Origin of the sequence: Kitasatospora sp. NPDC101801 (genome assembly GCF_044766665.1) — a bacterium.
Classification (GTDB): Bacteria; Actinomycetota; Actinomycetes; order Streptomycetales; family Streptomycetaceae; genus Kitasatospora.
Window position 1 is genome coordinate 1 of sequence record NZ_JBIWML010000025.1, and the last position, 24784, is coordinate 24784.

Genomic DNA, 24784 nt, shown 5'->3' on the forward strand with positions numbered 1-24784 from the left:
CCGACCACTGCTCATCAGAAAGATCTCCACGCCCCACACCATGATCATCACAGCGCGAGGACTGGACCGGAACCCCGTTCTAAAACACGGCCTAGCCCTCCGGGACCGGGGCTCGGCCGCGTCGACCTTTTGCAGGTGGTTCGGAAGGCAGGGGCTCGGGGCTCTGCTGGTGTGCGGCTCCGCCGCGTGGGCGCCGCCGACCTTGGCAGGTGGCTCAGCACAGCAGGGGCTCGGGGAACTGCGACGCCGGCCTCGTAGAAGGTGATCGTCGCGTAGGTGGTCAGGCACGTTCGTCTGTGACCCCGGCGTCAGATCTCCTCGCCCACGCGGCGGAGCCGCACCTCAGCAGAGCTGAGCGTCCTGCCTCCCGAGGCGGATGTCCTAAGGTGAACGGCATGCTCGTAGCCGCTGCCGTCGCCCCCTGTCCGCCGTTGCTGGTGCCCGAGGTCGCCTCGGGTGCGGCGCCCGAACTGGAGTCGCTGCGGGCCGCCTGCCTGGCGGCGGTGCGGGAGTTGTCGGCCTCGGAGCCCGACCTGATCGTGCTGGTCGGCGGCGGTCCGGAGGGCGGGGTCTGGACCGAGGGCGGGGTCGGTTCGTTCCACCGGTACGGCGTCCCCCGGGTGGTGCGGCTGCCGTCGGGCGGAGTGGACGGGCCGGAGCTGGCGCCGTCGCTGGCCGTCGGGGCGTGGCTGCTGGAGCAGGCGGGGGTGACCACCCCCACCCATGCGTGTGCCGTCCCGGCCGACGCACCGACCGAGCGGCTGCTCGGCCTGGGCGGCGGGCTGGCCGAACTGGCCGACCGGGTCGGTCTGCTGGTGCTCGGCGGCGGGAGCGCCTGCCGCTCGGTCAAGGCGCCGGGCTACCTGGACGACCGGGCCGAGGGCTACGACACCGAGGCGGCCCGGGCTCTGGGTGCGGCGGACGTGGCCGCGCTCGCCGGGCTCGACCCGGTGGTCTCGGCGGAACTGCAGGCGGACGGACGGGCGCCCTGGCAGGTCCTCGCGGGAGCTGCTCAGGGCGCCGGGTTGAACGGGAGGCTGCGGTACGACGAGGCCCCGTACGGGGTCGGCTACTTCGTGGCCTCCTGGAGCTGACGCCCGGTCAGCTCCGACCCTCGTCCTTGGGCTTCGCGGCGAAGTGGTCCACCGCGCCCTTGGCCTTGCTGGTGCCGGTCTCGATCTTGTTGCTGTACTTGCCCTTGGTGGCCTTGTCCGCTGCGGCACCGGCCTTCTCGACCACCTGGTCGATCTTCTCGTTGTGCTTGCCCGCGAGCTCGCTGGCCTTGTCCTTGAGCTCCTCGGCCTTGCCCTTGAGGTTGTCCATCAGGCCCATGTCCGGTGCTCTCCTTCAGCTGGGTCCGCCCGGCGGACGGAGAAAATAGGTCATACCGCTCATATCTTTCCCCAGAGTGATCGCCTGAGACACGGCGCCACTCCCGTTCTTTGCGAGACTTGGCCCGTGAGCAGCTCTCCCGTCATCCAGCCCCGCGTCGTCTCCGTGGTCGGTGCGACCGCCGCGGGCAAGTCCGACCTGGCGGTCGCCATCGCCCGCAGCGTGGGCGGCGAGGTGATCAACACCGACTCGATGCAGCTCTACCGGGGCATGGACATCGGCACCGCGAAGCTCACCACCGCCGAGCGCGGTGGCGTCCCGCACCACCTGCTGGACATCTGGGACGTCACCGAGGCGGCCAGCGTGGCCGAGTTCCAGCGGCTGGCCAGGGCCGAGATGGACCGGCTGCTCGCCGAGGGCCGGACGCCGGTGCTGGTCGGCGGCTCCGGGCTGTACGTCCGGGCGGCGATCGACGAGATGGAGTTCCCGGGCACCGACCCGGTGGTCCGGGCCCGGCTGGAGGCCGAGTGCGAGCAGCTCGGCAGCGGCGCGCTGCACCGGCGGCTGGCCGAGCTGGACCCGGCCGCCGCCGAGGCGATCCTGCCCAGCAACGGCCGCCGGGTGGTCCGGGCCCTGGAGGTCATCGAGATCACCGGCCGCCCGTTCACCGCCAGCCTGCCGACCAACACCGCCGTCTACGACACCGTGCAGATCGGCGTCCAGGTGGAGCGCCCGGAGCTGGACCGCCGGATCGAGCTCCGGGTGGACCGGATGTGGGAGGCCGGCCTGCCGGCCGAGGTCCGCACGCTGGAGGCGCAGGGGCTGCGGGACGGTCTGACCGCCTCCCGGGCGCTCGGCTACCAGCAGGTGCTGGCGCACTTCGCGGGCGACTGCACCGAGCAGGAGGCGAAGGCCGAAACCGTCCGGGCGACCCGGCGGTTCGCCCGCCGCCAGGAGTCCTGGTTCCGCCGGGACGACCGCATCCACTGGCTGGCCCGCCCGGCCGGCGCCGACCCGACTGCGCTGCTGGCACGGGCCCTGGAGCTGATCGACCGTCAGATCTGAGCGGTTTCCGGCCATCCGGCCGGTGCAGCTGCAGGTGCACGACCAACTGAGGGTTACGGGCACATCACGTCATGGCCACGGATCACCCGACGGCCCGATGGGACCCGCGTCGGCGGCGCCGGACATGCCATTATCGAGAACAACCAGGGGTCGGCCGGGTGGCCGCTCCTACCGCCCGCGAGTCCGTTGGCTCGTGTCGAACCGTCAGGGGAGGCCGCGTGTCCACGGGTACCGGCCCCGAAACCGAGGAACTGCCGAGCAGCGTCAGTGCCGAACTGGTGCTGTCGGAGGCCCAGATGCCCACCTCGTACGCCTTGGCCCTGCCGGTCCTCGCCGACCTGGCCGCGCCCGGCGTGGTGCACGAGCGGGAGATCCGGCCGTTGCGCAGGCTGCGCTGGTGGCAGATCCTGCCGATCGTGCTGGTCGGTGCCGCCGGCGCCCTGATGTTCGCCTTCCCGCTCGCCTTCAGCTCCGGCGGCAGCGCCTCCGCGATGATCGGGATGCTCGGCCTGCTGCTCACCGCCGCCTCGGTCGGCTGGGGCGCGATGGCCGCCCGGGTGGCCGGGTACAAGTGGCCCGGCGTCCCGCGCCGGGGCAGTGGCCGGCGGGCCGGTCGCAAGGCGATCGTGCTCTACACCCTGGCCGCCGTGGTCGCGGTCGGTCTCGCCGTCTGGCGAGTGGTCCGCCTCGCCTCCTGACCGGTCGGTCTCAGTACCATCGGCTCTGTGAGCGCATCCAAGACCTTCGGCCTCCCCTTCCTCAAGGGGCACGGCACCCAGAACGACTTCGTGATCATCCCGGACCCGGACGGCCTGCTCGACCTCGGCCCGGCCGAGGTCGCCGCCCTGTGCGACCGCCGGGCCGGCATCGGCGGCGACGGCCTGATCCGGGTGGTCCGGGCGGCGGCCGATCCTGCGGCGGCCGGCATGGCCGACCGGGCCGAGTGGTTCATGGACTACCGCAACTCCGACGGCTCGATCGCCGAGATGTGCGGCAACGGCAGCCGGGTCTTCGCCCGCCACCTGGTCGAGGCCGGACTGGCGAAGCCGGGCCCGATCCCGATCGCCACCCGGGCCGGGGTGCTCACCGTCCGGGTCGCGGAGGACACCGCCGAGGGGCCCGGCCTGGTCACCGTCGAGATGGGCAAGGTCCGGCTGCCCGGCCCCGACGGCGTCGAGGTGACGGTCGGCGACCTGGTCTGGCCCGCGCTGAACGTCAACATGGGCAACCCGCACGCGGTCGCCTTCGTCGACGACCTGGCCCAGGCCGGCGACCTGCTCGCCGCCCCCGGCGTCACGGCCGGGGTGTACCCCGAGGGGGTCAACGTCGAGTTCGTAGTGGAGCGCGGACCGCGCCACGTCGCGATGCGGGTGCACGAGCGTGGTTCGGGCGAGACCCGCTCCTGCGGCACGGGCGCCTGCGCGGTGGCCGTCGCGGCGGCCCGCCGTCACCACCTCGACCCCTCGGTCACCGGCGAGCCGGTCACCTACACGGTCGACCTCCCCGGCGGCACCCTGGTGATCACCGAGCACCCGGACGCCCGGATCGAGATGGCCGGACCGGCGGAGATCGTCGCGAGCGGGACGCTCCGCTTCTAGGCAGGCGCTCCGGGTCTACGGTCCAGGGGCTCGGGGAACTGCGAGGAGATCTGGCGCCGGGGTCACAGACGAAAGTGCCTGACCGCCTACGCAACGGTGACCTTGTACGAGGCCGGCGTCGCAGTTCCCCGAGCCCCTGCCCTCCGGACCACCTACCAAAAGCGAGCGGCGCTTCCCCATCGGGTGCGGAGTGAATCCCCCCGTTCGGGTGGTGTTGGTGACGGTGTGGGAGCAGGGGGCCGCGGAACGTGCTCTGCTCGGTAGCATGGACCATCGCTGCCGGAGGTGCAGATGACCATCGAAGCCGAGGCTGGAAAGCGGTCCCGGAGCAGACTCAGCCGAGCCTCCCTGGGCCGGGCCGGCCGCGCCGCCCTGCTGGCCACCGGCCGCGCCCCGCTGCCGGACGCGATCGAGCCGATCGTCGAGGCGCACCGGCGCCACCACCCGCAGGCCGACCTGGCGCTGCTCGGCCGCGCGTACCGGACGGCGGAGGCCAGTCACCGGGGGCAGACCCGGAAGAGCGGTGAGCCGTTCATCACCCATCCGCTCGCGGTGACCATGATCCTGGCCCAACTCGGTGCCGGGACCACGACCCTGGTGGCGTCGCTGCTGCACGACACGGTCGAGGACACCGAGGTGACGCTGGATCAGGTGGCCGAGGAGTTCGGGCCCGAGGTGGCCTATCTGGTGGACGGCGTCACCAAGTTGGAGAAGGTGGACTTCGGTGCGGCGGCCGAGGCGGAGACCTTCCGGAAGATGCTGGTGGCCACCGGCGACGACGTCCGGGTGATGGTGATCAAGCTCGCCGACCGGCTGCACAACATGCGGACCATCCGGCACATGAAGCCCGCCAGCCGGATCAGGATCGCCAAGGTGACCAGGGACGTGCTGATCCCGCTCGCCGAGCGGCTCGGGATCCAGGTGCTGAAGGCCGAGTTGGAGGACATCGTGTTCGCCACTCTGCACCCGGAGGAGTACGCCCGCACCGGTGCGCTGATCGCCGCGTACGACGAGCGGCCGGAGGAGCTGCTGCAGCCGTTCGCCGACGGGCTGACCCGGCAGCTGGCCGAGACCGGGGTGCCGGCCACCGTCACCGTCCGGCCCCGGCACTGCGTGTCCGTGCACCGGGTGCTGCTCAAGCGGACCTCCGCGGCCGGGCCCGACGGGCTGCCGCAGGATCTCCAACCCGCCGACTTCGGGCGGCTGTTGGTGGTGGTGGAGGAGAACGCCGACTGCTATGCGGTGCTCGGTGAGCTGCACACCTGCTGGACGCCGCTGCCCGGGGAGTTCAAGGACTTCATCGCGGGGCCCAAGTTCAACCTGTACCAGTCGCTGCACACGGCGGTCGCGCTGCCGACCGGCGAGGTGGTCGAAGTGCTGGTCAGGACACGGGAGATGCACCGGGTGGCCGAGTTCGGCGTGGTCGCCCTGGGCGATCCGCACCAGGTCGGTCCGGAGGACCCGGAGCGGACCGACCCGGCCCGGCCGGGCTGGCTGAGCCGGCTGCTGGAGTGGCAGCAGGAGACCCCGGACCCGGACACCTTCTGGTCCGCGCTCACCTCGGACCTGTCCGACGACCGGGAGATCACCGCCGTCACGGAGCAGGGCGAGACGCTGCACCTGCCGGCCGGGGCGAGCTGCGTGGACGCCGCGTACCTGCTGGGCGAGGAGACCGGGCACCGCTGCCTCGGGGCCCGGGTGAACGGGCGACTGGTCGCGCTCTCCACCACGCTCGGGGACGGCGACGTGCTGGCGGTGCTGACCGAGCAGTCCCACGAGGCGTCCGGCCCGGCCGCCGAATGGCTGGAACACGTCCGCACCCCGGCGGCCAGGCTGGCGATCGAACGCTGGCTGGCCGAGCACCCGGCCCGGCTGCCGGAGCCGGACGCCGGGGCGGCCAAGCCGGCCCCCGCCGGCGTCCCGTCCGCCGGGCGGCGGCAGGCGCCGGTGACCGTGCCGGGCCGTTCGGGCGGGATCGTCCGGCTCTCCAGGTGCTGTACGCCGGTGCCGCCGGACGAGCTGACCGGGTACCTGATCAGGGGCGGCGCGGTGGCCGTGCACCGGACCGACTGTCCGGTGGGGGAGCTGCTGCGGGAGGCCGGCCGGGAGCCGGTCCGGCCCTGCTGGGTGCCGGGCGCGGCGCCCGCCGACGGCTTCCGGGTGACCCTGCGGGCCGAGGCGCTGAACCGTCCCCGGCTGCTGGCCGACCTGACGGCGGCGATCTCGGCCCAGGGCGTCGGCATCATCGCGGCCGAGGTGGAGCCGCCGCAGCAGCTCCGGGTCCGGCACAGCTACACCGTCGAACTGCCGGCGGCCGCCACCCTGCCGCTGCTGATGCGCGCGATGCTGCGGGTCTCCGGGGTCTACGACGTCTACCGGCCCGGCCCGGCGCGGGGAAATCGGGATGACCCCGTCGGGGCGGGCGTGCGACCATCGTGGGGAATTCGCGGCCGGTCCGTGGCGTTCACCGGACGTAGTGGTTCCGGTGCCGGCCACGGCCTGCAGGGGTAGCTCGGCTCGCCACCTGGTATCGGGGCGTCAGACGGGGCACACTCCCAGGTGCGCACGGCGCACCGGCCCTTCCCGATCTACCTAAGGATGAGATTGACCTCCACGTTCGAGAGCCGCAGCAATTCCGACAGCCAAGGCAACCGACTGTCGGACCTCCGGGCGGAAGCCCTGATGGACGAGGACCTCGCGGCGAACGACGAGGGCTTCGACCGATACGACGGGGAGCAGTACGACCGGAGCGAGCGCGCCGCGCTGCGCCGGGTCGCCGGTCTCTCCACCGAACTGCAGGACGTCACCGAGGTCGAGTACCGCCAGCTCCGCCTGGAGCGCGTGGTGCTCGTCGGCGTCTGGACCGACGGCACGGTCGAGGAGGCGGAGAACTCGATGGCCGAGCTCGCCGCCCTGGCCGAGACCGCCGGCTCCGAGGTGCTGGACGGCGTGATCCAGCGCCGTGACAAGCCCGACCCCGCGACCTACATCGGCTCGGGCAAGGCGCGGGAGCTGCGCGACATCGTCGCCGCCACCGGCGCCGACACCGTGGTCTGCGACGGTGAGCTGACCCCTGGTCAGCTGATCCAGCTGGAGGACGTGGTCAAGGTCAAGGTGGTCGACCGGACGGCCCTGATCCTGGACATCTTCGCCCAGCACGCCAAGTCCCGGGAGGGCAAGGCGCAGGTCTCGCTCGCGCAGATGCAGTACATGCTGCCGCGGCTGCGTGGCTGGGGGGCGTCGCTGTCCCGGCAGATGGGTGGTGGCGGCGCCGGCTCCTCCGGTGGCGGCATGGCCACCCGTGGTCCCGGTGAGACCAAGATCGAGACCGACCGTCGGCGGATCCGCGAGAAGATGGCGAAGCTCCGCCGGGAGATCGCCGACATGAAGAAGGGCCGCGACACCAAGCGCCAGGAGCGCCGTCGCAACCAGGTCCCCTCGGTCGCCATCGCGGGCTACACCAACGCGGGCAAGTCCTCGCTGCTCAACCGCCTGACCGGGGCCGGTGTCCTGGTGGAGAACTCGCTGTTCGCCACCCTGGACCCGACGGTCCGCCGGGCGCAGACCCCGAGCGGCCGGGTCTACACCCTGGCCGACACGGTCGGCTTCGTCCGGCACCTGCCGCACCACCTGGTCGAGGCGTTCCGCTCGACCATGGAGGAGGTCGCCGAGGCGGACCTCATCCTGCACGTGGTGGACGGTTCGCACCCCGAGCCGGAGACCCAGCTGGCCGCCGTCCGGGAGGTGATCGTCTCGGTCGAGGCACAGAACGTGCCGGAGATCGTGGTGATCAACAAGGCCGACGCCGCCGATCCGCTGGTGCTCCAGCGCCTGCTCCGCCGTGAGCCGCACGCCATCGTGGTGTCGGCCCGCACGGGCCAGGGCATGGAGGAGCTGCTCCAGCTGATCGACGGTGAGCTGCCGCGGCCGGCCGTCGAGGTGCAGGCGCTGATCCCGTACACCCGTGGCGACCTGGTCTCCCGGGTGCACGCCGAGGGTGAGCCGATCTCCACCGAGCACACCGGCGAGGGCACGCTGCTGCACGCCAAGGTGGCGGCGGAGCTGGCGGCCGAGCTCGAGCAGTTCGCGGTCGTGACGCAGGGCTGAGGTTTTTGCAGGACCCGAGGCTGCACCATCAGGGGCTCGGGGAACGGCGACGATGTCCGGCGTGCGGGTCACAGGCGAAAGTGCCTGACCGTGCCCGCGGGAGAGACCTTGTACGAGGTCGGCGTCGCTGTTCCCCGAGCCCCTGGGTGCGTTCGTGAGCCCCTGGTGGGTTCACTCCTTGCGGGAGAAGTAGCTCAGCGCCTGTCGGGCGACGTCCTCCAGGTACGGGCCGTTCAGGGCGGTGTGGGCGAGGTTGCCGATCGAGGTGTTGCTGACCAGCGCCTCGCGGCCGTCCGGCATGGTGGCGAACCAGCCGCCGCCGCTGGAGCCGGCCGTCATGGTGCAGCCGGCCGAGAGCATCGGCGGGCGGCTCGGGTCGAAGGAGAGCCGGGTGGGGCGGCCGCTGTCGCAGCGGTAGAGCTCGCGGCCGTCGAACGGCTTGACGGAGGGGTAGCCCCAGACCGACACGGCCAGCCGGTCGCGCGGGGCGTCGAACCAGACCGGGACGGCGGTGCCCACGGTCTCCTCCAGCGACCGGCCGCTGCCGTCCGGGTTGTGCACCTTGAGCACGGCGAAGTCGTACTGGTTGGCGGCGTTCCCGCCGTGGCCGCCCTCGGCGATCCACTGCGGTGAGCTGATCACGTTGTCGGCCCACCACTGTCCGAGCGGGGCGACCTCGGCCAGGGTGGGCTTCCGGTCGGCGGGGGTGCCGGCGCTGTTGTAGGCCGGCACGAAGATCAGGTTCTTGAACCAGCCGCCGCCGCTGCCCTCGTGCACGCAGTGCCCTGCCGTCCAGACCAGGTTGCTCCGCCCCGGGTGGGCCGGGTCCGCCACCACGGTGGCCGAGCACTGGCCGGTGCCGCCGCCCGGCGCGGTGGAGAACACCTTCCCCGAGGCCGGGTGGCTGGTGTACGGCCGGGGCACCGGGACGGCCTGCACCGGGCCCGGCTCCGGGTCGGCGGCGGCGGGGGACGCGGCCGGCACCACCGGCTGCTGCGGTGGGGCGTCGACCATCCGCTCCGGGTCCCAGAGGTCCCGGACCACCGGGTTCTCGTACAGGTGCTGCCGGGCCCAGCGGTCCCAGTCCTCGTCCCGCCAGGTCTTCAACTCCTGCCAGCGCTGCGCGAGTTCACCCCGCCACTGGGTCGGTACGGCGGTCGGCAGCCGCCAGTCGTCGGACGCCGTGCCGGTGCACCCCGAGAGCAGCACCAGTCCGAGCAGTGCCGCCGTCGTGCCCTTTGATATCGACCGCATGATTCTCCAGCCCCCCGTGTCGAACGCCGATTCTCCCACCGAGGGGCGCGGCGGGTGGCTCCGCGGTGCCCGGGTCGGTCCTGACCTGACCACTCCAACGGGTGAGTGATCGACGGGGATTCACCACAACGAGTGAGCTGATCTTGTGATCACCCGTCAGTGGCCAGTTCCCTTGGCCTGTCGGCGCCCTCGGTCCCACGAGCCTCGGCCGTCCCCCCCAACTCCCGGCGCCCGCACCATCGCTCGCCCCAAGGAGCAGCCTTGAGCATCGTCGCACTCGCTGGAGTACCGCCTGTCGTCCATCCACGGCCCCAGGACGCACTGCTCGACGCCGATCCGGCGGTGGCCGCCGAACAGGCGGGGGTGGAGAGCCTGTTGCGGTGCTGGGCGAGAGAGACCGGGGCCCGGCCGCGCCCGGACGGGACGCTCCGGGTGCCGGTGCTCGGCGGTGCGGTCGAGCTGGTCGCGGCGGTCCGGTACTGGTCGCCGACCGGCTGGCACCGGTTCGGCGAGGTCGCCCTGGCCGGGCTGCCGGTGGACGTGGTGACGGTGGCCACCCTGGTCGCGGGCGCCACCGCCGAACGGCCCGAGGCGGGCCAGCTGACCGACCTGGCCGCCCGGGTGGCCGACTCGGTGCTGCGGACCACCGAGGTGCTGGAGCGCCGCCGCTCCGGCGGCGGCCCCGACTGGCCGTTCCTGGCCGCCGAGCAGGCCCTGCTGCTGGGCCACCCGCTGCACCCCACCCCGAAGAGCCGGGACGGCCTGGGTCCGGCGCAGAGCGCGGCGTACTCGCCCGAACTGCACGGGTCCTTCCGGCTGCACTGGTACGCCGTGGACCGGGATCTGCTGGCCTCCGGTTCGGCGGTCGGCGTCCCGGCCGAGCAGCTGACCGCCCGGCTGCTCGGCGACCGGGCGGTGCTGCCGCCCGGCACCGCCGCGCTCCCGCTGCACCCCTGGCAGGCCGGGGAGCTGGCGCTCCGGCCCGAGGTGGCCGGGCTGCTGGCGGACGGTGCGCTGCACGACCTGGGCGAGCACGGCGAGGAGTGGCACCCGACCTCCTCGGTGCGCACGGTCTGCCGGCCCGGCACACCCTGGATGCTCAAGCTCTCGCTCGGCCTGCGGATCACCAACTCCCGCCGGGAGAACCTGCGCAAGGAGCTGCACCGGGGGCTGGAGGTGCACCGGCTGCTGGAGGCCGGGCTGAGCGCCGAGTGGCGGGCCGCCCACCCCGGCTTCGACATCGTCCGCGACCCGGCCTGGATCGGTGTCGACCTGCCGGGCGGCGCCGACCCGAACGGCCTGGACACCGTGCTCCGGCAGCAGCCGTTCGGCCTGCGCGAACGCGCGCTCTGCGTGGCGGGACTGGTCGCCGAGCAGCCGTTCGGCGAGCGGGTGGACTCGATGCTCGGCCGGACCGTCCGGTCCCTCGCCGAGCAGTGCGGCCGCCCGGTGCACACCGTCGCCACCGAGTGGTTCCTGCGCTACCTGGACGCCGTGGTGCTCCCGGTGCTCTGGCTGGACGGCCGGGCCGGGATCGCACTGGAGGCGCACCAGCAGAACAGCCTGGTGCTGCTGGACCGGGAGGGCTGGCCGGTCGGCGGCCGGTACCGGGACAACCAGGGCTACTACTTCCGCAGTTCGTTCGCCGACCGGCTGGACGCCCGGCTGCCCGGGGTCGGCCGGGTCAGCGACACCTTCGTCGCCGACCGGGTGATCGACAAGCACTTCGCCTACTACCTCGGCATCAACCACGTGCTCGGCCTGATCGGCGCCTTCGGCTCCCAGCGGCTGGCCGACGAGAGCGTCCTGCTGGCCGCGCTGCGCGGCTTCCTCGGCGGCCGGCCGGCCGCCGCCACCGGCTCCGGGCTGCCCACCCTGCTGCTCGACAGCCCCGACCTGCACTGCAAGGCCAACCTGCTGACCCGGCTGAACGGGATGGACGAGCTGGTCGGCCCGGTCGCCACCCAGTCGGTGTACGTGGACATCCGCAACCCGGTGGTGGCCGGGTGAGGACCGCGGCGGGTGAGTTCGAGCTCCGCGAGGTCGACCTGGCCACCGACCTGCCGCTGCTGGCCGGGTGGATGAACGATCCGGCGGTGGCCGCGTACTGGGAGCTGGCCGGGCCGCCGGAGACCACCGAACGGCACGTCGCGCCGCAGCTCGGCCCGGACAGCCACAGCTGTCCGCTGATCGGGCTGCTGGACGGCACCCCGATGAGCTACTGGGAGCTCTACCGGGCCGACGTGGACCGGCTCGCCGACCACTACCCCGCCGGGCCGGGCGACCTCGGGGTGCACCTGCTGCTGGGCCCGCCAGGTCACCGCGGCCGGGGGCTCGGCACCCTGCTGCTGACCGCGCTGGCCGACCGGCTGCTGGCCGATCCCGACTGCCGGCGGCTGGTCGCCGAGCCCGACCTGCGCAACGCCCCCTCGCTGCGGGCCTTCCGGCGGGCCGGCTTCGACCCGGTCGCCGAGCTGGAGCTGCCCGAGAAGCGGGCCGCCCTGATGATCCGTCAACGCGACTAGGACGACATGGACAACCCGCAGCCCCACGCGCACGACGGACCGGCCGAGCAGCCCGAGGCGTACGACCTGCTGGGCGTCGGTCTGGGGCCCTTCAACCTGTCGCTGGCCGCGCTGGCCGACCGGGTCGGCGGGCTGGACTCGCTGTTCTGCGAGGCCAGGCCGGAGTTCCGCTGGCACCCGGGGATGCTGGTGGACGGGGCCCGGATGCAGGTGCCGTTCCTGGCCGACCTGGTCTCGCTGGTCGACCCGACCAACCCCTGGTCCTTCCTCAACTACCTGCGCGACCAGGACCGGCTGTTCCCGTTCTACTTCGCCGAGCGGTTCCAGCTGGCCCGCCGGGAGTACGACCACTACTGCCGCTGGGCGGCCGAACGGCTGGTCAACTGCCGGTTCGGCGCCGCCGTGACCGAGCTGCACTGGCATCCGGGGCACCGGCTGTTCCGGGCGCTGGCCGGCGGCGCCGAGCTCTGGGCCCGGAACGTGGTGCTCGGCGTCGGGACGACCCCGGTGCACCCGGAGGCGTTCGCCGGGCTGCGCGGGCATCCGCAGGTCTGGCACTCCGCCGAGTACCTGGACCGCCGGGCGAGCCTGGACCGGGCCAGGGACATCACCGTGGTCGGGTCCGGGCAGTCCGGCGCCGAGATCTTCCTCGACCTGCTGCGCGGCCGGGGCGGTGACGGCACCCGGCTGCGCTGGCTGACCAGGACCAGGGCGCTGGCGCCGATGGAGTACTCCAAGCTCGGCCTGGAGCACTTCACCCCCGACTACACCCGCCACTTCCACGGCCTGCCGCCCGCCACCCGGGACCGGCTGGTGCGCGAGCAGTGGCAGCTGCACAAGGCGGCCAGTGCCGAGACGCTGGCCGAGATCCACGACCTGCTGTACGAGCGGACCATCGGCCGGCCGCTGGACGCCGACCCGGTGGAGATCCGGCCCGGCACCGCCGTCACCGAGGCGCTGGCCGGGCCCTGCGGCGGGTTCGAGCTGATCTGCCGTCAGGTCGACTCGGGTGTAGAGCAGGTGCTCCGCACCGACGCCGTGGTGCTGGCCACCGGCTACCGGGCGGTCCGCCCGGCGCTGCTCGACCCGCTCGCCGAGCTGGTGGACTGGGACGAGCAGGGCCGGTTCCGGGTCGGCCTGGACCACCGGGTGGCCACCCGGCCCGAGCTGACCGGCGGCCTCTACGTGCAGAACGCCGAACTGCACACGCACGGCGTCGGCACCCCCGACCTCGGGCTCGGCGCCCACCGGGCCGCCGTGATCCTGAACGCGGTGACCGGCCGGACGGTCCACCGGCTGCCCACCAGGACCGCCTGGACCAGCTTCGCCCCGCCCGTGCCCACCGCTCCCGCTCCGGCCCTCCCGCGCCCGCAGGAGGGCCACCGTGCCGCCCCAGTCACCCGCTGAACTCCTCCGGAGGGCCACCGTGCCGCAGCCTCCCGCCGAGCTCCACCTGCCACCCCAGCTCACGGCCGCGCACTGGCGGCGGGCCCGCCGGGCGATGCTCGCCAAGATGCTCGGCGAGTTCGCCTACGAGCAGCTGCTCACTCCGGTGCCGGACGGTGCCGGCTACCGGCTCGACCTGCCCGAGGCGGTCTACCGGTTCACCGCCCGCCGGGGGGCGTACGGGAGTTGGCAGGTCGACCCGGACTCGGTGGACTGCCCGGCGGACCCGGAGGGGGACCCGCTGCGGCTGCTCCAGCTGGCCCGCGCGGTGCTCGGGCTGCCCGGCGACACCCTGGGCCACCTGATCCGCGAGCTGACCGCCACCCTGCTCGCCGACGTCCGGCAGCTGGCCACCGAGCTGACCGCCGCCGAGCTGGCCGACCTGGACCACGTCCGGCTGGAGGGACGGCAGACCGGCCACCCGTGGATCGTCCCGAACAAGGGCCGGCTCGGCCTGTCCGCCCGCGACCTGGCCGCCTGGGCCCCCGAGGCGCGCAGCCCGCAGCGGCTGCCGTGGCTCGCGGTGCACCGGCGGCTGGCCGAGTTCCGGGGCCAACCTGATCTGTACGAGCAGGAGTTGAGCCCGGAGTTCCGGGCCGGGGTGGGGGAGGACTACCTGCTGCTGCCGGTGCACCCGTGGCAGTGGGACGAGGTGATCCTGCCGCTGTTCGCCCCCTGGATCGCCTCCGGCGAGATCGTCCCGCTGCCCAGCGACGGCGACCTGCGGCTGCCGCAGCAGTCGGTCCGCAGCTTCTTCAACCTCAGCCGGCCCGAGCGCTGCACCGTCAAACTGCCGCTCTCGATGCTCAACACCCTGGTCTGGCGCGGCCTGCCGACCGACCGCACGCTGGCCGCCCCCGCCGTCACCGCCTGGATCCACGGCCTGCGGGACGGCGACGAGTTCCTCCGGGACGAGTGCCGGGTGATCCTGCTCGGCGAGATCGCCTCGGTCACGGTGGACCACCCGGTCTACCGCGACCTGCCGGAAGTGCCCTACCAGTACAAGGAGTTGCTCGGCGCGATCTGGCGCGAGCCGCTCGGCAGGCACCTCGCCCCGCACGAGCGGGCCCGCACCCTGGCCTCGCTGCTCCAGGTCGGCTCGGACGGCCGCGCGCTGGCCGCCGAGCTGGTCGCCCGCTCCGGCCTGCCCGCCCGGGACTGGCTGCGCCGGCTGTTCGCGGTGATGCTGCCGCCGCTGCTGCACTTCCTCTACCGGTACGGCACGGTCTTCTCCCCGCACGGTGAGAACGCCATCGTGGTGTTCGACCAGCACGACGCGCCTGCCCGGCTCGCGGTCAAGGACTTCGTCGACGACGTCAACATCAGCGACCGCGAGCTGCCCGAACTCGACGACCTCCCGGCCGAGGTGCGCGAGGTGCTGCTGCGCGAGCCGCCCGAGTACCTCTGCCAGTTCCTGCACTCCGGCCTGTTCGTCGGGGTGTTCCGCTACCTGGCGCCGCTCTTCGACGCCCAGCTCGGCGTCTCCGAGGCCGAGTTCTGGGAGCTGCTGCGCGAACGGATCACCGCCTACCAGCGGCGCTTCCCCGAGCTCGGCGAACGCTTCAAGCTCTTCGACCTCTTCACCCCCCGGATCGACCGGCTCTGCCTGAACCGCAACCGGCTGCTGCTGGACGGCTACCGGGACCGCCCCGAGCGCCCGCACGCCGCCGTGCACGGCGAGGTGGACAACCCGCTGCACTACGGCGGGACGGTCGCACTGCCCCCGCAGCAGAGCCGGATTGTCACCCCCACGTCGTAGGCTGGGTGGGCCATGACGAACGACTCCGAACCCCAGGCCCTGCCCGGCGCCGACGAAGCCCCGGCACCCGTCTCCCGCGCCGCGCTCCCCGAGCTGCTGCACGCCGCCGTGACGGCTGTCGGGGGTGTCGAGCGCCCCGGCCAGGTCGCCATGGCCGCCGCCGTCGCCGACGCGGTCGGCAGCGGCGAGCACCTGCTGGTGCAGGCCGGCACCGGCACCGGCAAGTCCCTCGCCTACCTGGTCCCCGCGCTCGCGCACGGGGACCGGGTGGTGGTGGCCACCGCCACCCTGGCCCTCCAACGCCAGCTGGTGGAGCGGGACTTGCCCCGGACGGTGGAGGCGCTGCACCCGGTGCTGCGCCGCCGCCCGCAGTTCGCGATGCTCAAGGGCCGGTCCAACTACCTCTGCCTGCACCGCGCCCACGAGGGCACCCCGAGCGAGGAGGGCGAGGGCCTGTTCGACCCGGTGGACGCGCTCGGCGGCCCGACCGGCAAGCTCGGCCAGGACGTGCTCCGGCTGCGCGAGTGGGCCGACGAGACCGAGACCGGCGACCGCGACGACCTCTCGCCCGGTGTCTCGGACAAGGCCTGGGCCCAGCTCGCGGTCACCTCCCGGGAGTGCCTGGGCGCGAGCAAGTGCACGTACGGGCAGGAGTGCTTCGCCGAGGCGGCCCGGGAGCGGGCCAAGCTGGCCGACGTGGTGGTCACCAACCACGCGATGCTGGCGATCGACGCGATCGAGGGCGCCCCGGTGCTGCCCGACCACGGCCTGCTGATCGTCGACGAGGCGCACGAGCTGGTGAACCGGGTGACCGGCGCCGCCACCGGCGAGCTCACCGTCGGCGCGGTGAACCGAGCGGTCAAGCGGGCGGCCCGGCTGGCCAACGAGAAGGCGGTGGACGCCCTCCAGGCCGCCGCCGAGAACTACCACGGCCTGATGGAGACCGCCCAGCCCGGCCGGGTCGAGGGCGAGCTGCCCGAGTACCTGGCCTACGCGGTCACCGCGATCCGGGACGCGGCCCGCCTGGTGATCACCTCGCTCGGCGAGACCAGGGACAAGGCGCTCACCGACGAGGACGCGGTCCGCAAGCAGGCGATGGCCTCGGCCGAGTCGCTGCACGAGACCGCCGACCGGCTGCTCTCCGACTCCGCGTACGACGTGATCTGGATCGAGCGCAGCGACCGGTTCGGCCCCGGCACCGCCTCGCTCCGGGTCGCCCCGTTGAGCGTCTCGGGGCTGCTGCGGGAGAAGCTCTACAAGGAGCGCTCGGTGGTGCTCACCTCGGCCACCCTCAAGCTCGGCGGCGACTTCACCGGCGTGGCCGCCTCGGTCGGCCTGCCGGGCGAGGGCCGGCTGCCGGACGAGCGCTCGCCCGAGGATCCCGAGCTGGTGCACGGCGAGGACACCCCGCCGTACTGGCGCGGGATCGACGTCGGCTCGCCGTTCTCCTACCCCAAGCAGGGCATCCTCTACGTCGCCCGGCACCTGCCCGATCCGGGCCGGGATCCGGAGCGCCCGGAGATGCTGGACGAGCTCACCGAGCTGATCGGCGCGGCCGGCGGCCGCACGCTGGGCCTGTTCTCCTCGATGCGCGGGGCGAAGGCAGCGGCCGAGGCGCTGCGCGAGCGGCTGGACCACAAGATCCTGCTCCAGGGCGAGGACACCCTGGGCGAGTTGATCCGGGAGTTCGCCTCGGACGCCACCACCTGCCTGTTCGGCACCCTGTCGCTCTGGCAGGGCGTGGACGTCCCCGGTTCGGCCTGCCAGCTGGTGGTGATGGACCGGATCCCGTTCCCGCGCCCGGACGACCCGCTGATGAGCGCCCGGCAGAAGGACGTCGAGGAGCGCGGCGGCAACGGCTTCATGGCGGTGGCGGCCACCCACGCCGCCCTGCTGATGGCCCAGGGCGCGGGCCGGCTGGTCCGCGCGGCCGACGACCGGGGCGTGGTCGCGGTGCTCGACCCCCGGGTGGCCACCAAGCGGTACGGGAGCTTCTTCAAGTCCTCGATGCCGGACTTCTGGTACACCGACGACCGCAACCAGGTGCGCCGTTCGCTGGCCGCGATCGACGCCTCGGCGCAGCCGGTCCGCCCGGTGGCCAAGCGCGGCTGACGACCCGTCGGCGGGCACGGAAAGGGCCACCCCTCGGGGCGGCCCTTTCCCGTGTGTCCGTTCGGTGCGTCAGAGGCGGCGGAGCACCGCGACGACCTTGCCCAGGATGGTCGCGTTGTCGCCCGGGATCGGGTCGTAGGCCGGGTTGTGCGGCATCAGCCAGATCTTGCCGTCCTCGCGCTTGAGGCGCTTGACGGTGGCCTCGCCGTCGATCATCGCGGCCACGATGTCGCCGTTCTCGGCCACCGGCTGGCGGCGGACGGTGACCCAGTCGCCGTCGCAGATGGCCGCCTCGATCATCGAGTCACCGCGCACGGTGAGCGCGAACAGCTCGCCCTCGCCGACCAGCTGACGGGGCAACGGGAAGACGTCCTCCACCGTCTGCTCGGCCAGGATCGGCCCACCGGCGGCGATCCGGCCGACCAGCGGCACGTACGAGGTGGAGGGCCGACCGGCGGCCTCGGCCGTGTTCGGCCGGGCCACCTCGACGCCGCGCACCTCGTAGGCGCGCGGGCGGTGCGGGTCGCGGCGGAGGAAGCCCTTGCGCTCCAGCGCCATCAGCTGGTGCGCGACCGAGGAGGTCGAGCTGAGGCCGACGGCCTGGCCGATCTCCCGCATCGACGGCGGGTAACCCCGGCGCTGCACCGAGTCCCTGATGACCTCGATGACCCGGCGCTGGCGCTCCGTCAGCCCGGCCTCGTCGGTGCGGATGCCCGGCGGACGCCCGGCGAGCGAGCGCGTCGGGGTCGGCTGGCCGAGGACGTCGTCCTGGGCGGCGGAGTGCTCGATGGGCTGGCTCCGGCTCATGGTGGGGTCCACGCTCTCCTGCTCAGCGGTGCGCGCGGGGCGCTCCTGCACCGGGATGGAGGTCTTGGCTTCGACGGTGTTCACGGCATTCCTTCCGACAGGTCTCCCTTTGCCCAGCTCAACTGGTGCCCCTATCGAAAGGTTGCGCCAAACACACGTTCGAGTGAATTTATTCGAGTCGGGCTGACTCGATCAAGGCCTTGGGTGTACATCGCTTAAGTGTTCGACTTGCGCAGTCTATTTCACGGGTCGGAGAAATTTCACCCCGTCGCGGCGCGTCGGGCTCCCACCACTACATGTGGGGGCCTAGGTTCTCCGTTGGGCCCACCCCTAGTGGTCCGTGTAGAGTGTGCGAGTCCGTTGCGATGTTGTCAGAGAGGGAGTCCCCCCGGTGCACTGCCCCTTCTGCCGACACCCGGACAGCCGCGTGGTCGACTCCCGGGCCAGCGACGACGGAAGCTCGATCCGCCGCCGCCGTCAGTGCCCCGACTGCGGCCGTCGATTCACCACGGTCGAGACCGCCACCCTGATGGTCATCAAGCGCAGCGGTGTGACCGAGCCGTTCTCCCGGTCGAAGGTGATCAGCGGTGTCCGCAAGGCCTGTCAGGGCCGCCCGGTCACCGAGGACGCCCTCGCCCAGCTCGGCCAGCGGGTCGAGGAGTGCGTGCGGGCCTCGGGCAGTGCCGAGCTCTCGACACACGACGTGGGTCTGGCCATACTCGGCCCACTCAAGGAACTGGATCTGGTCGCGTACCTGAGGTTCGCCTCGGTGTACCGCGCCTTCGACGATCTCGAAGACTTCGAGGCCGCCATCGCGGAACTCCGCGGTGAGCGCGCCCACCCCACCGAGGACGTCGCCGTCCTCTCCACCGCCCCCTGACCGACTGATCCATGCCGGTCGTCCGGGGCGGTCCGGCGTGCCCGAAAACGGCCCGCTGAACACTGTCGTCCACCCTCAGTGCCCACGCATACTGGGATATTGGGGGATTTGCCCAAGAGGAGAAGCGAGAAGTGACCGACACCACGAGCGGGTCTGCACGCGGGTCGAAGGCTGCCAAGGGGGCCGGCAAGGCGCCCAAGGGCGGCCTGCGGATCGAACGCATCCACACCACTCCGGGCGTGCACCCCTACGACCAGGTCAGCTGGGAACGCCGCGACGTGGTGATGACCAACTGGCGCGACGGCTCGATCAACTTCGAGCAGCGCGGCGTCGAGTTCCCCGACTCCTGGTCGGTGAACGCGGTCAACATCGTCACCTCGAAGTACTTCCGCGGCGCGGTGGGCACCCCGCAGCGTGAGTGGAGCCTCAAGCAGATCATCGACCGGGTGGTGCTGACCTACCGCGCCGCCGGCGAGAAGAACGGTTACTTCGCCGGTCCGGACGACGCCGAGGTCTTCGAGCACGAGCTGACCTACGCCCTGCTCCACCAGGTGTTCAGCTTCAACTCCCCGGTCTGGTTCAACGTCGGCACCAAGCAGCCGCAGCAGGTCTCCGCCTGCTTCATCCTGGCCGTCGACGACTCGATGGACTCGATCCTGGACTGGTACAAGGAAGAGGGGATGATCTTCAAGGGCGGCTCCGGCGCCGGCCTGAACCTCTCCCGGATCCGCTCCTCCAAGGAGCTGCTCTCCTCCGGCGGCAACGCCAGCGGCCCGGTCTCCTTCATGCGCGGCGCGGACGCCTCGGCCGGCACCATCAAGTCCGGTGGCGCCACCCGCCGGGCGGCCAAGATGGTCGTGCTGGACGTGGACCACCCGGACGTCGAGGCCTTTATCGAGACCAAGGTCAAGGAGGAGGAGAAGATCCGCGCCCTCCGTGACGCGGGCTTCGACATGGACCTCGGTGGCGACGACATCACCTCGGTCCAGTACCAGAACGCCAACAACTCGGTCCGGGTCTCCGACGAGTTCATGACGGCGGTCGAGAACCGCACCGAGTTCGGCCTGAAGGCCCGGATGACCGGTGAGGTGATCGAGACCGTCGACGCCAAGAAGCTGTTCCGCAAGATGGCCGAGGCGGCCTGGGCCTGCGCCGACCCGGGCATCCAGTACGACGACACCATCAACCACTGGCACACCTGCCCGGAGTCGGGCCGGATCAACGCGTCCAACCCCTGCTCCGAGTACATGCACCTGGACAACTCCAGCTGCAACCTCGCCTCGCTCAACCTGATGAAGTTCCTCCGCGACGACGACTCGTTCGACGCCGAGCGCTTCGCCAAGGTGGTCGAGCTGGTCATCACCGCGATGGACATCTCGATCTGCTTCGCCGACTTCCCGACCGAGAAGATCGGCGAGACCACCCGCGCCTACCGCCAGCTCGGCATCGGCTACGCCAACCTCGGCGCCCTGCTGATGGCCACCGGCCACGCCTACGACTCCGACGGCGGCCGCGCGCTGGCCGGCTCCATCACCTCGCTGATGACCGGCACCGCCTACCGCCGCGGCGCCGAACTGGCCGGCGTGGTCGGCCCGTACGACGGCTACGCCCGCAACGCGGCCCCGCACCAGCGGGTCATGAAGCAGCACGCGGACGCCAACGCGGTCGCCGTCTCCTACGACGACCTGGACGCCCCGATCTGGGCCGCGGCCACCTCCACCTGGGCCGACGTGCTGGCGCTCGGCGCCCAGAACGGCTTCCGCAACGCGCAGGCCTCGGTGCTCGCCCCGACCGGCACCATCGGCCTGATGATGGACTGCGACACCACCGGCGTCGAGCCCGACCTCGCCCTGGTCAAGTTCAAGAAGCTGGTCGGCGGCGGCTCGATGCAGATCGTCAACGGCACCGTGCCGCGCGCCCTCAAGCGCCTCGGCTACCAGCAGGAGCAGATCGAGGCGGTCGTCGCCCACATCGCCGACCACGGCAACGTGGTGGACGCCCCCGGCCTGAAGCCCGCGCACTACTCGGTATTCGACTGCGCGATGGGCGAGCGGGTCATCTCCGCGATGGGGCACGTGCGGATGATGGCGGCGATCCAGCCGTGGATCTCGGGCGCGATCTCGAAGACGGTCAACATGCCGTCCGTGGCCACCGTCGAAGAGGTCGAGGAGATCTACTTCGAGGCGTGGAAGCTCGGCGTCAAGGCGCTGGCCATCTACCGCGAGAACTCGAAGGTCGGCCAGCCGCTCTCGGCGAAGAAGACCAAGGAGGAGGAGAAAGCCGCGGCCGCTCCGGCTCCCGTGGTCGAGTACCGCCCGGTCCGCAAGCGCCTCCCGAAGGGCCGTCCCGGCATCACCACCTCCTTCACGGTGGGCGGCGCCGAGGGCTACATGACCGCCAACTCCTACCCGGACGACGGTCTCGGCGAGGTCTTCCTGAAGATGTCCAAGCAGGGTTCCACCCTCGCGGGCATGATGGACGCCTTCTCGATCGCGGTCTCGGTCGGCATGCAGTACGGCGTCCCGCTGGAGACGTACGTCTCCAAGTTCACGAACATGCGCTTCGAGCCGGCCGGTCTGACCGACGACCCGGACGTGCGGATGGCGCAGTCGATCGTCGACTACATCTTCCGCCGCCTGGCGCTGGACTTCCTGCCCTTCGAGACCCGCTCGGCGCTCGGTATCCACTCGGTCGAGGAGCGCCAGCGCCACCTGGACACCGGCTCCTACGAGCCGATCGAGGCCGAGGACGCGGACGTGGACGTGCAGTCGTTCGCGCAGTCCGCCCCGATCGCCAGCCCCAAGCCCGCCCCGGTGGAGGCCCCCAAGGCCGCCCCGGCCCAGGCGCACAACTCCACCGAACTGATGGAGATCCAGCTCGGCCTCAACGCCGACGCCCCGCTCTGCTTCTCCTGCGGCACCAAGATGCGCCGCGCGGGCAGCTGCTACCTCTGCGAGGGCTGCGGCTCCACCAGCGGCTGCAGCTGATGACAGCCTGAGCCGGTGAACGGAGCGGGGAGCCGACGTGTCGGCTCCCCGCTCCGTCATGTCGCCGTGCTCTGCCGACGGGCCTGCTCGATCTCGTTGATGTGGGTCTCGGTCCACTGCCGGAGGGCGGCGATCGGCCCGGCCAGGCTGCGGCCGAGCTCCGTGAGGTCGTACTCGACCCGGGGCGGGACGGTCGGGTGGACGGTGCGGGTGACGAAGCCGTCGGCCGCCAGGGCGCGCAGGGTCTGCGTGAGCATCTTCTGCGAGACGCCCTCGATCCGCCGGCTCAGGTCGGTGTACCGCATGGTGCCCTGGAGCAGTGCGTCCACGACCAGGATCGTCCACTTGCCGGAGATGTGGTCGAGCACCTGACGGGTCGGGCACTTTGCGGAGTAGACGTCGGCCGGCAGGCCGGAGGATTCCACGACGGTCTTCATGCCGGGGGAGAGTAACGCACCTTTTAGTGCTCTCTTCCTGATGGAGCGTCACTCTCCAATAGTTAGCCGCATGACACTCTCCGTCGCGGACGCCATCCGCACCCGCCGTACGATCCGCCACTACCGGCCCGACCCGGTGCCTGCGGCCACCCTCGCCGCCCTGCTGGACCTCGCCGTCGAGGCACCCAGCAGCTGGAACCTCCAGGACCGTTCGATCGTGGTGGTGTCGGACGCCGAGGGCCGCGCCCGGCTGGCCCGCGCCACCGGCGGACAGCCCCAGCCGCAGGAGGCCCCGGTCGTGCTGGTCTTCGTCGCGGAGCCGCGGGCCTGGCGCGACGACCGCCTGGACGTCTACGACCGGGCCCGTCGCAACGGCGCATGGAGCGAGGAGTTCGTCGCCGGGTTCGCCGCCGAGTCGACGGCTTTTCAGGAGGGCCTGGAGAGGCGGGGGTTGCTGCGCGAGTACGCGGTCAAGGACGCGATGATCGCGGCCTCCTTCCTGATGCTCGCCGCCACCGAACTCGGCCTGGCCACCTCCCCGATGAACGGCTGGGACGAGGCGGCGGTCAAGCGGGCGATCGGCATCGGGGACCGTGACGACCTCGCGATCGCCCTCCTGGTCTCCCTCGGCCACCCGGCGGAGCACCGTCCCCACCCGGGCCGCCGCGCCCCGGAGCGCAACATCTTCCACGGACGCTACGGCGGGTAGCGGCCGTGGATCAGGCGGAACCCGTGGGTGACCCGGACCGCCCGGGCCGCATTACCTGGCGGGTAATCGACCCCGGGGCGCTCGCCCGGCAGGCTGGGTGCAGGCCGCCGGGGAGCACCCCGGGAGGGCCGCCGACCACTCGGAGGATGTTCGTCATGGCTGTGAACTCGCTTGCTGCTACTGCTGTTCGTTCGACCGACGCCGGGCCGGGGTGGCTGCGGAAGGTGCTGGCGCTGGACGCCGTGGTGACCGGGGGGAACGGGCTGGCCTACCTGGCGTTCTCGGGGCCGCTCGGGGAGTTGCTCGGGATCGACCGGATGGTGCTGTTGGACATCGGTGCGTTCCTGCTGCTGTTCGGTGCCGGGGTGGGGTTCCTGGCGAGCCGGCGCCGGCCGTCGGAGTTGGCGGTGAAGGCGCTGGTGGACGCGAACCTGGTGTGGGCGGTGCTGAGCATCGTGTCGCTGGTGGTGTGGTTCGAGCCGAGCACCGCCGGGACGGTGTGGATTCCGATGCAGGCCGCCACCGTCGCGGGGTTCGCGGCGCTGCAGTGGTGGGCGCTGCGCTCGACGGCGCGGTCAGCGCGCTAGCTGACGGTCCGTACCACCGCGCACCCCGGGGCCGAGCCGTTGCTCCCCGGGGTGCGCGGTGGTGTTTCAGGGCAGCACCTCGCGCAGGTAGGACGCGGTCTCCGGGTCGGCCGGGAGGAAGGTCTCGATGGCCAGCTCGGAGACGGTCACGTCCATGGGGGTGTTGAAGGTGGAGATGGTGGAGAGGAAGGACAGCACCCGCCCGTCGCGCTCGAACAGGAGCGGGAGGGCGAACGGGAACAGTGCGGAGGCGTCCTGCACCTCGTCCTCGGCGGACGTGGGGTAGGCCCGGACCTCCTGGTAGAGCGCGCGCAGCGGCTCGGAGCGGACCAGGGCGATCTGACGCTCCATCTGCTCCAGCAGGTGGGAACGCCACTGCCGCAGGTTGCGGATCCGGGGCGCCAGGCCGCCGGGGTGCAGGGTGATCCGCATGGCGTTCATCGGCTGGGTGAGCAGTGCGGGGTCGACGTCCTCCAGCAGCAGGGCGATGCCCCGGTTGGCGGCGAGCACCCGGTAGGTGCCGTCGACGATCAGGGCGGGGTAGGGATCGTGCGCGGCGAGCAGCTGCTCCATGCCGGCGCGCAGCGCGTCCAGCGAGGGGTCGTCGAGCGGGGTCTCGGCGTAGTGCGGGGCGTAACCGGCGGCGAGCAGCAGGGAGTTGCGCTCCCGGACCGGGATGTCGAGGTGCTCGGCGAGTCGGAGCAGCAGGTCCTGGCCGGGGCGGGCCCGGCCGGTCTCGACGAAGCTGATGTGCCGGGCCGAGGAGTCGGCGCCCAGGGCGAGTTGGAGCTGGCTGAGGCCACGCCGCTCGCGCCAGTCGCGTAGCAGGGTCCCGGCGCCGGCCTCGGAGGACGTGGTGGTCATGGCACGACGGTAGCCGGTCCGCCGGACGTCAACCTTGGTTGACAGCCGCGCATCGTCAACCTATGTTGACACCATGAGTGAAACCAAGCAGCTCGCGGCAGCCGCGAGCAGTCGGGATCCGGGGGTCGGTCTGCGCGCCGTCCGGGCCCTGCGCGATCTGGCGGACCGGCTGGAGGACCTCCAGGTCGGCAATGCCCGCGGCCAGGGCTGGTCCTGGCAGGACATCGCGGTCTGCCTGGGCGTCAGCAGGCAGGCGGTGCACAAGAAGTACGCGAAGCGCGGCTTCGGCGGCGACGGCAAGGACGGAGGCTGAGG

At 72.2% G+C, this 24784-nt stretch carries 21 protein-coding genes; 16 read left to right on the plus strand and 5 right to left on the minus strand.

Annotated elements, in window-relative coordinates; genetic code table 11:
• The first annotated feature begins 395 nt into the window (after nt 1–395).
• A complete protein-coding gene (locus ACIRPK_RS24250; RefSeq protein ID WP_403041516.1) occupies nt 396–1094 on the plus strand; it encodes a class III extradiol dioxygenase subunit B-like domain-containing protein in 699 nt (232 codons plus the stop codon).
• Between the two features lie 7 nt (nt 1095–1101).
• On the opposite strand, the gene ACIRPK_RS24255 is transcribed toward ACIRPK_RS24250, so the two are convergent.
• Nucleotides 1102–1332 carry an antitoxin gene (locus tag ACIRPK_RS24255; RefSeq protein ID WP_403041519.1) on the minus strand — a complete coding sequence of 77 codons (231 nt, stop codon included), beginning with the start codon at nt 1330–1332 and terminating at the stop codon, nt 1102–1104.
• 126 nt (nt 1333–1458) lie between these two features.
• On the opposite strand from ACIRPK_RS24255, the gene miaA reads away from it, so the two are divergent.
• From miaA to hflX, 5 genes are all read left to right on the plus strand, one after another.
• Entirely contained in the window at nt 1459–2397 is a 939-nt protein-coding gene (gene miaA / locus ACIRPK_RS24260; protein WP_403041521.1) for a tRNA (adenosine(37)-N6)-dimethylallyltransferase MiaA, read from the plus strand.
• Between the two features lie 218 nt (nt 2398–2615).
• Nucleotides 2616–3095: a hypothetical protein gene (locus tag ACIRPK_RS24265; protein WP_403041524.1), complete on the plus strand. Its 480-nt coding sequence runs from the start codon at nt 2616–2618 to the stop codon at nt 3093–3095.
• Between the two features lie 27 nt (nt 3096–3122).
• Nucleotides 3123–3995: a diaminopimelate epimerase gene (dapF, locus tag ACIRPK_RS24270; RefSeq protein ID WP_403041526.1), complete on the plus strand. Its 873-nt coding sequence runs from the start codon at nt 3123–3125 to the stop codon at nt 3993–3995.
• 291 nt (nt 3996–4286) lie between these two features.
• Nucleotides 4287–6506 carry a RelA/SpoT family protein gene (locus ACIRPK_RS24275; protein WP_403041529.1) on the plus strand — a complete coding sequence of 740 codons (2220 nt, stop codon included), beginning with the start codon at nt 4287–4289 and terminating at the stop codon, nt 6504–6506.
• Nucleotides 6507–6677: 171 nt separating this feature from the next.
• Nucleotides 6678–8102: a GTPase HflX gene (gene hflX, locus ACIRPK_RS24280; protein WP_403041698.1), complete on the plus strand. Its 1425-nt coding sequence runs from the start codon at nt 6678–6680 to the stop codon at nt 8100–8102.
• A 171-nt stretch (nt 8103–8273) separates the two neighbouring features.
• Here the strand turns inward: hflX and ACIRPK_RS24285 are convergent, their stop codons facing one another.
• Nucleotides 8274–9356: a trypsin-like serine peptidase gene (locus ACIRPK_RS24285; RefSeq protein ID WP_403041532.1), complete on the minus strand. Its 1083-nt coding sequence runs from the start codon at nt 9354–9356 to the stop codon at nt 8274–8276.
• A 177-nt stretch (nt 9357–9533) separates the two neighbouring features.
• On the opposite strand from ACIRPK_RS24285, the gene ACIRPK_RS24290 reads away from it, so the two are divergent.
• The 5 genes from ACIRPK_RS24290 to ACIRPK_RS24310 are packed head-to-tail and all read left to right on the plus strand — an operon-like array spanning nt 9534 to nt 17198.
• Complete coding sequence (locus tag ACIRPK_RS24290) at nt 9534–11366, plus strand: IucA/IucC family protein (protein ID WP_403041701.1); 1833 nt, start codon at nt 9534–9536, stop codon at nt 11364–11366.
• Nucleotides 11258–11881, plus strand: coding sequence for a GNAT family N-acetyltransferase (locus ACIRPK_RS24295; protein ID WP_403041703.1), 624 nt, complete (start codon nt 11258–11260; stop codon nt 11879–11881). The genes ACIRPK_RS24290 and ACIRPK_RS24295 overlap by 109 nt, the downstream gene beginning before the upstream one ends.
• Nucleotides 11882–11887: 6 nt before the next feature.
• Nucleotides 11888–13288 (plus strand): lysine N(6)-hydroxylase/L-ornithine N(5)-oxygenase family protein, encoded by a 1401-nt coding sequence (locus ACIRPK_RS24300; RefSeq protein ID WP_403041534.1) that lies wholly within the window; start codon nt 11888–11890, stop codon nt 13286–13288.
• Between the two features lie 19 nt (nt 13289–13307).
• The gene (locus tag ACIRPK_RS24305) at nt 13308–15086 is read left to right on the plus strand and encodes an IucA/IucC family protein (RefSeq protein WP_403041536.1); all 1779 of its coding nucleotides are present in this window, start codon (nt 13308–13310) and stop codon (nt 15084–15086) included.
• Nucleotides 15087–15098: 12 nt separating this feature from the next.
• The gene (locus tag ACIRPK_RS24310) at nt 15099–17198 is read left to right on the plus strand and encodes an ATP-dependent DNA helicase (protein WP_403041538.1); all 2100 of its coding nucleotides are present in this window, start codon (nt 15099–15101) and stop codon (nt 17196–17198) included.
• A gap of 69 nt (nt 17199–17267) precedes the next feature.
• On the opposite strand, the gene lexA is transcribed toward ACIRPK_RS24310, so the two are convergent.
• Nucleotides 17268–18005, minus strand: a complete 738-nt coding sequence (gene lexA / locus ACIRPK_RS24315; RefSeq protein WP_403041705.1) for a transcriptional repressor LexA — start codon at nt 18003–18005, stop codon at nt 17268–17270.
• A 391-nt stretch (nt 18006–18396) separates the two neighbouring features.
• Between lexA and nrdR the strand changes: the two genes are divergently transcribed.
• Both nrdR and ACIRPK_RS24325 read left to right on the plus strand, forming a co-directional pair.
• Nucleotides 18397–18885, plus strand: coding sequence for a transcriptional regulator NrdR (nrdR, locus tag ACIRPK_RS24320; RefSeq protein ID WP_403041540.1), 489 nt, complete (start codon nt 18397–18399; stop codon nt 18883–18885).
• 131 nt (nt 18886–19016) lie between these two features.
• Nucleotides 19017–21872 (plus strand): vitamin B12-dependent ribonucleotide reductase, encoded by a 2856-nt coding sequence (locus tag ACIRPK_RS24325; RefSeq protein ID WP_403041542.1) that lies wholly within the window; start codon nt 19017–19019, stop codon nt 21870–21872.
• Nucleotides 21873–21928: 56 nt separating this feature from the next.
• Here the strand turns inward: ACIRPK_RS24325 and ACIRPK_RS24330 are convergent, their stop codons facing one another.
• A complete protein-coding gene (locus ACIRPK_RS24330; RefSeq protein ID WP_403041544.1) occupies nt 21929–22309 on the minus strand; it encodes a winged helix-turn-helix transcriptional regulator in 381 nt (126 codons plus the stop codon).
• Between the two features lie 70 nt (nt 22310–22379).
• On the opposite strand from ACIRPK_RS24330, the gene ACIRPK_RS24335 reads away from it, so the two are divergent.
• Entirely contained in the window at nt 22380–23018 is a 639-nt protein-coding gene (locus tag ACIRPK_RS24335) for a nitroreductase family protein (RefSeq protein WP_403041546.1), read from the plus strand.
• 155 nt (nt 23019–23173) lie between these two features.
• Nucleotides 23174–23605, plus strand: a complete 432-nt coding sequence (locus ACIRPK_RS24340; protein WP_403041548.1) for a hypothetical protein — start codon at nt 23174–23176, stop codon at nt 23603–23605.
• Nucleotides 23606–23671: 66 nt separating this feature from the next.
• Here ACIRPK_RS24340 and ACIRPK_RS24345 read toward each other — a convergent pair whose 3' ends face one another.
• Nucleotides 23672–24469 carry a helix-turn-helix domain-containing protein gene (locus ACIRPK_RS24345; RefSeq protein WP_403041550.1) on the minus strand — a complete coding sequence of 266 codons (798 nt, stop codon included), beginning with the start codon at nt 24467–24469 and terminating at the stop codon, nt 23672–23674.
• A gap of 73 nt (nt 24470–24542) precedes the next feature.
• Here ACIRPK_RS24345 and ACIRPK_RS24350 point away from each other — a divergent pair, with 73 nt between their 5' ends.
• The gene (locus ACIRPK_RS24350) at nt 24543–24782 is read left to right on the plus strand and encodes an RNA polymerase subunit sigma-70 (RefSeq protein WP_403041552.1); all 240 of its coding nucleotides are present in this window, start codon (nt 24543–24545) and stop codon (nt 24780–24782) included.
• Nucleotides 24783–24784 lie beyond the last annotated feature (2 nt).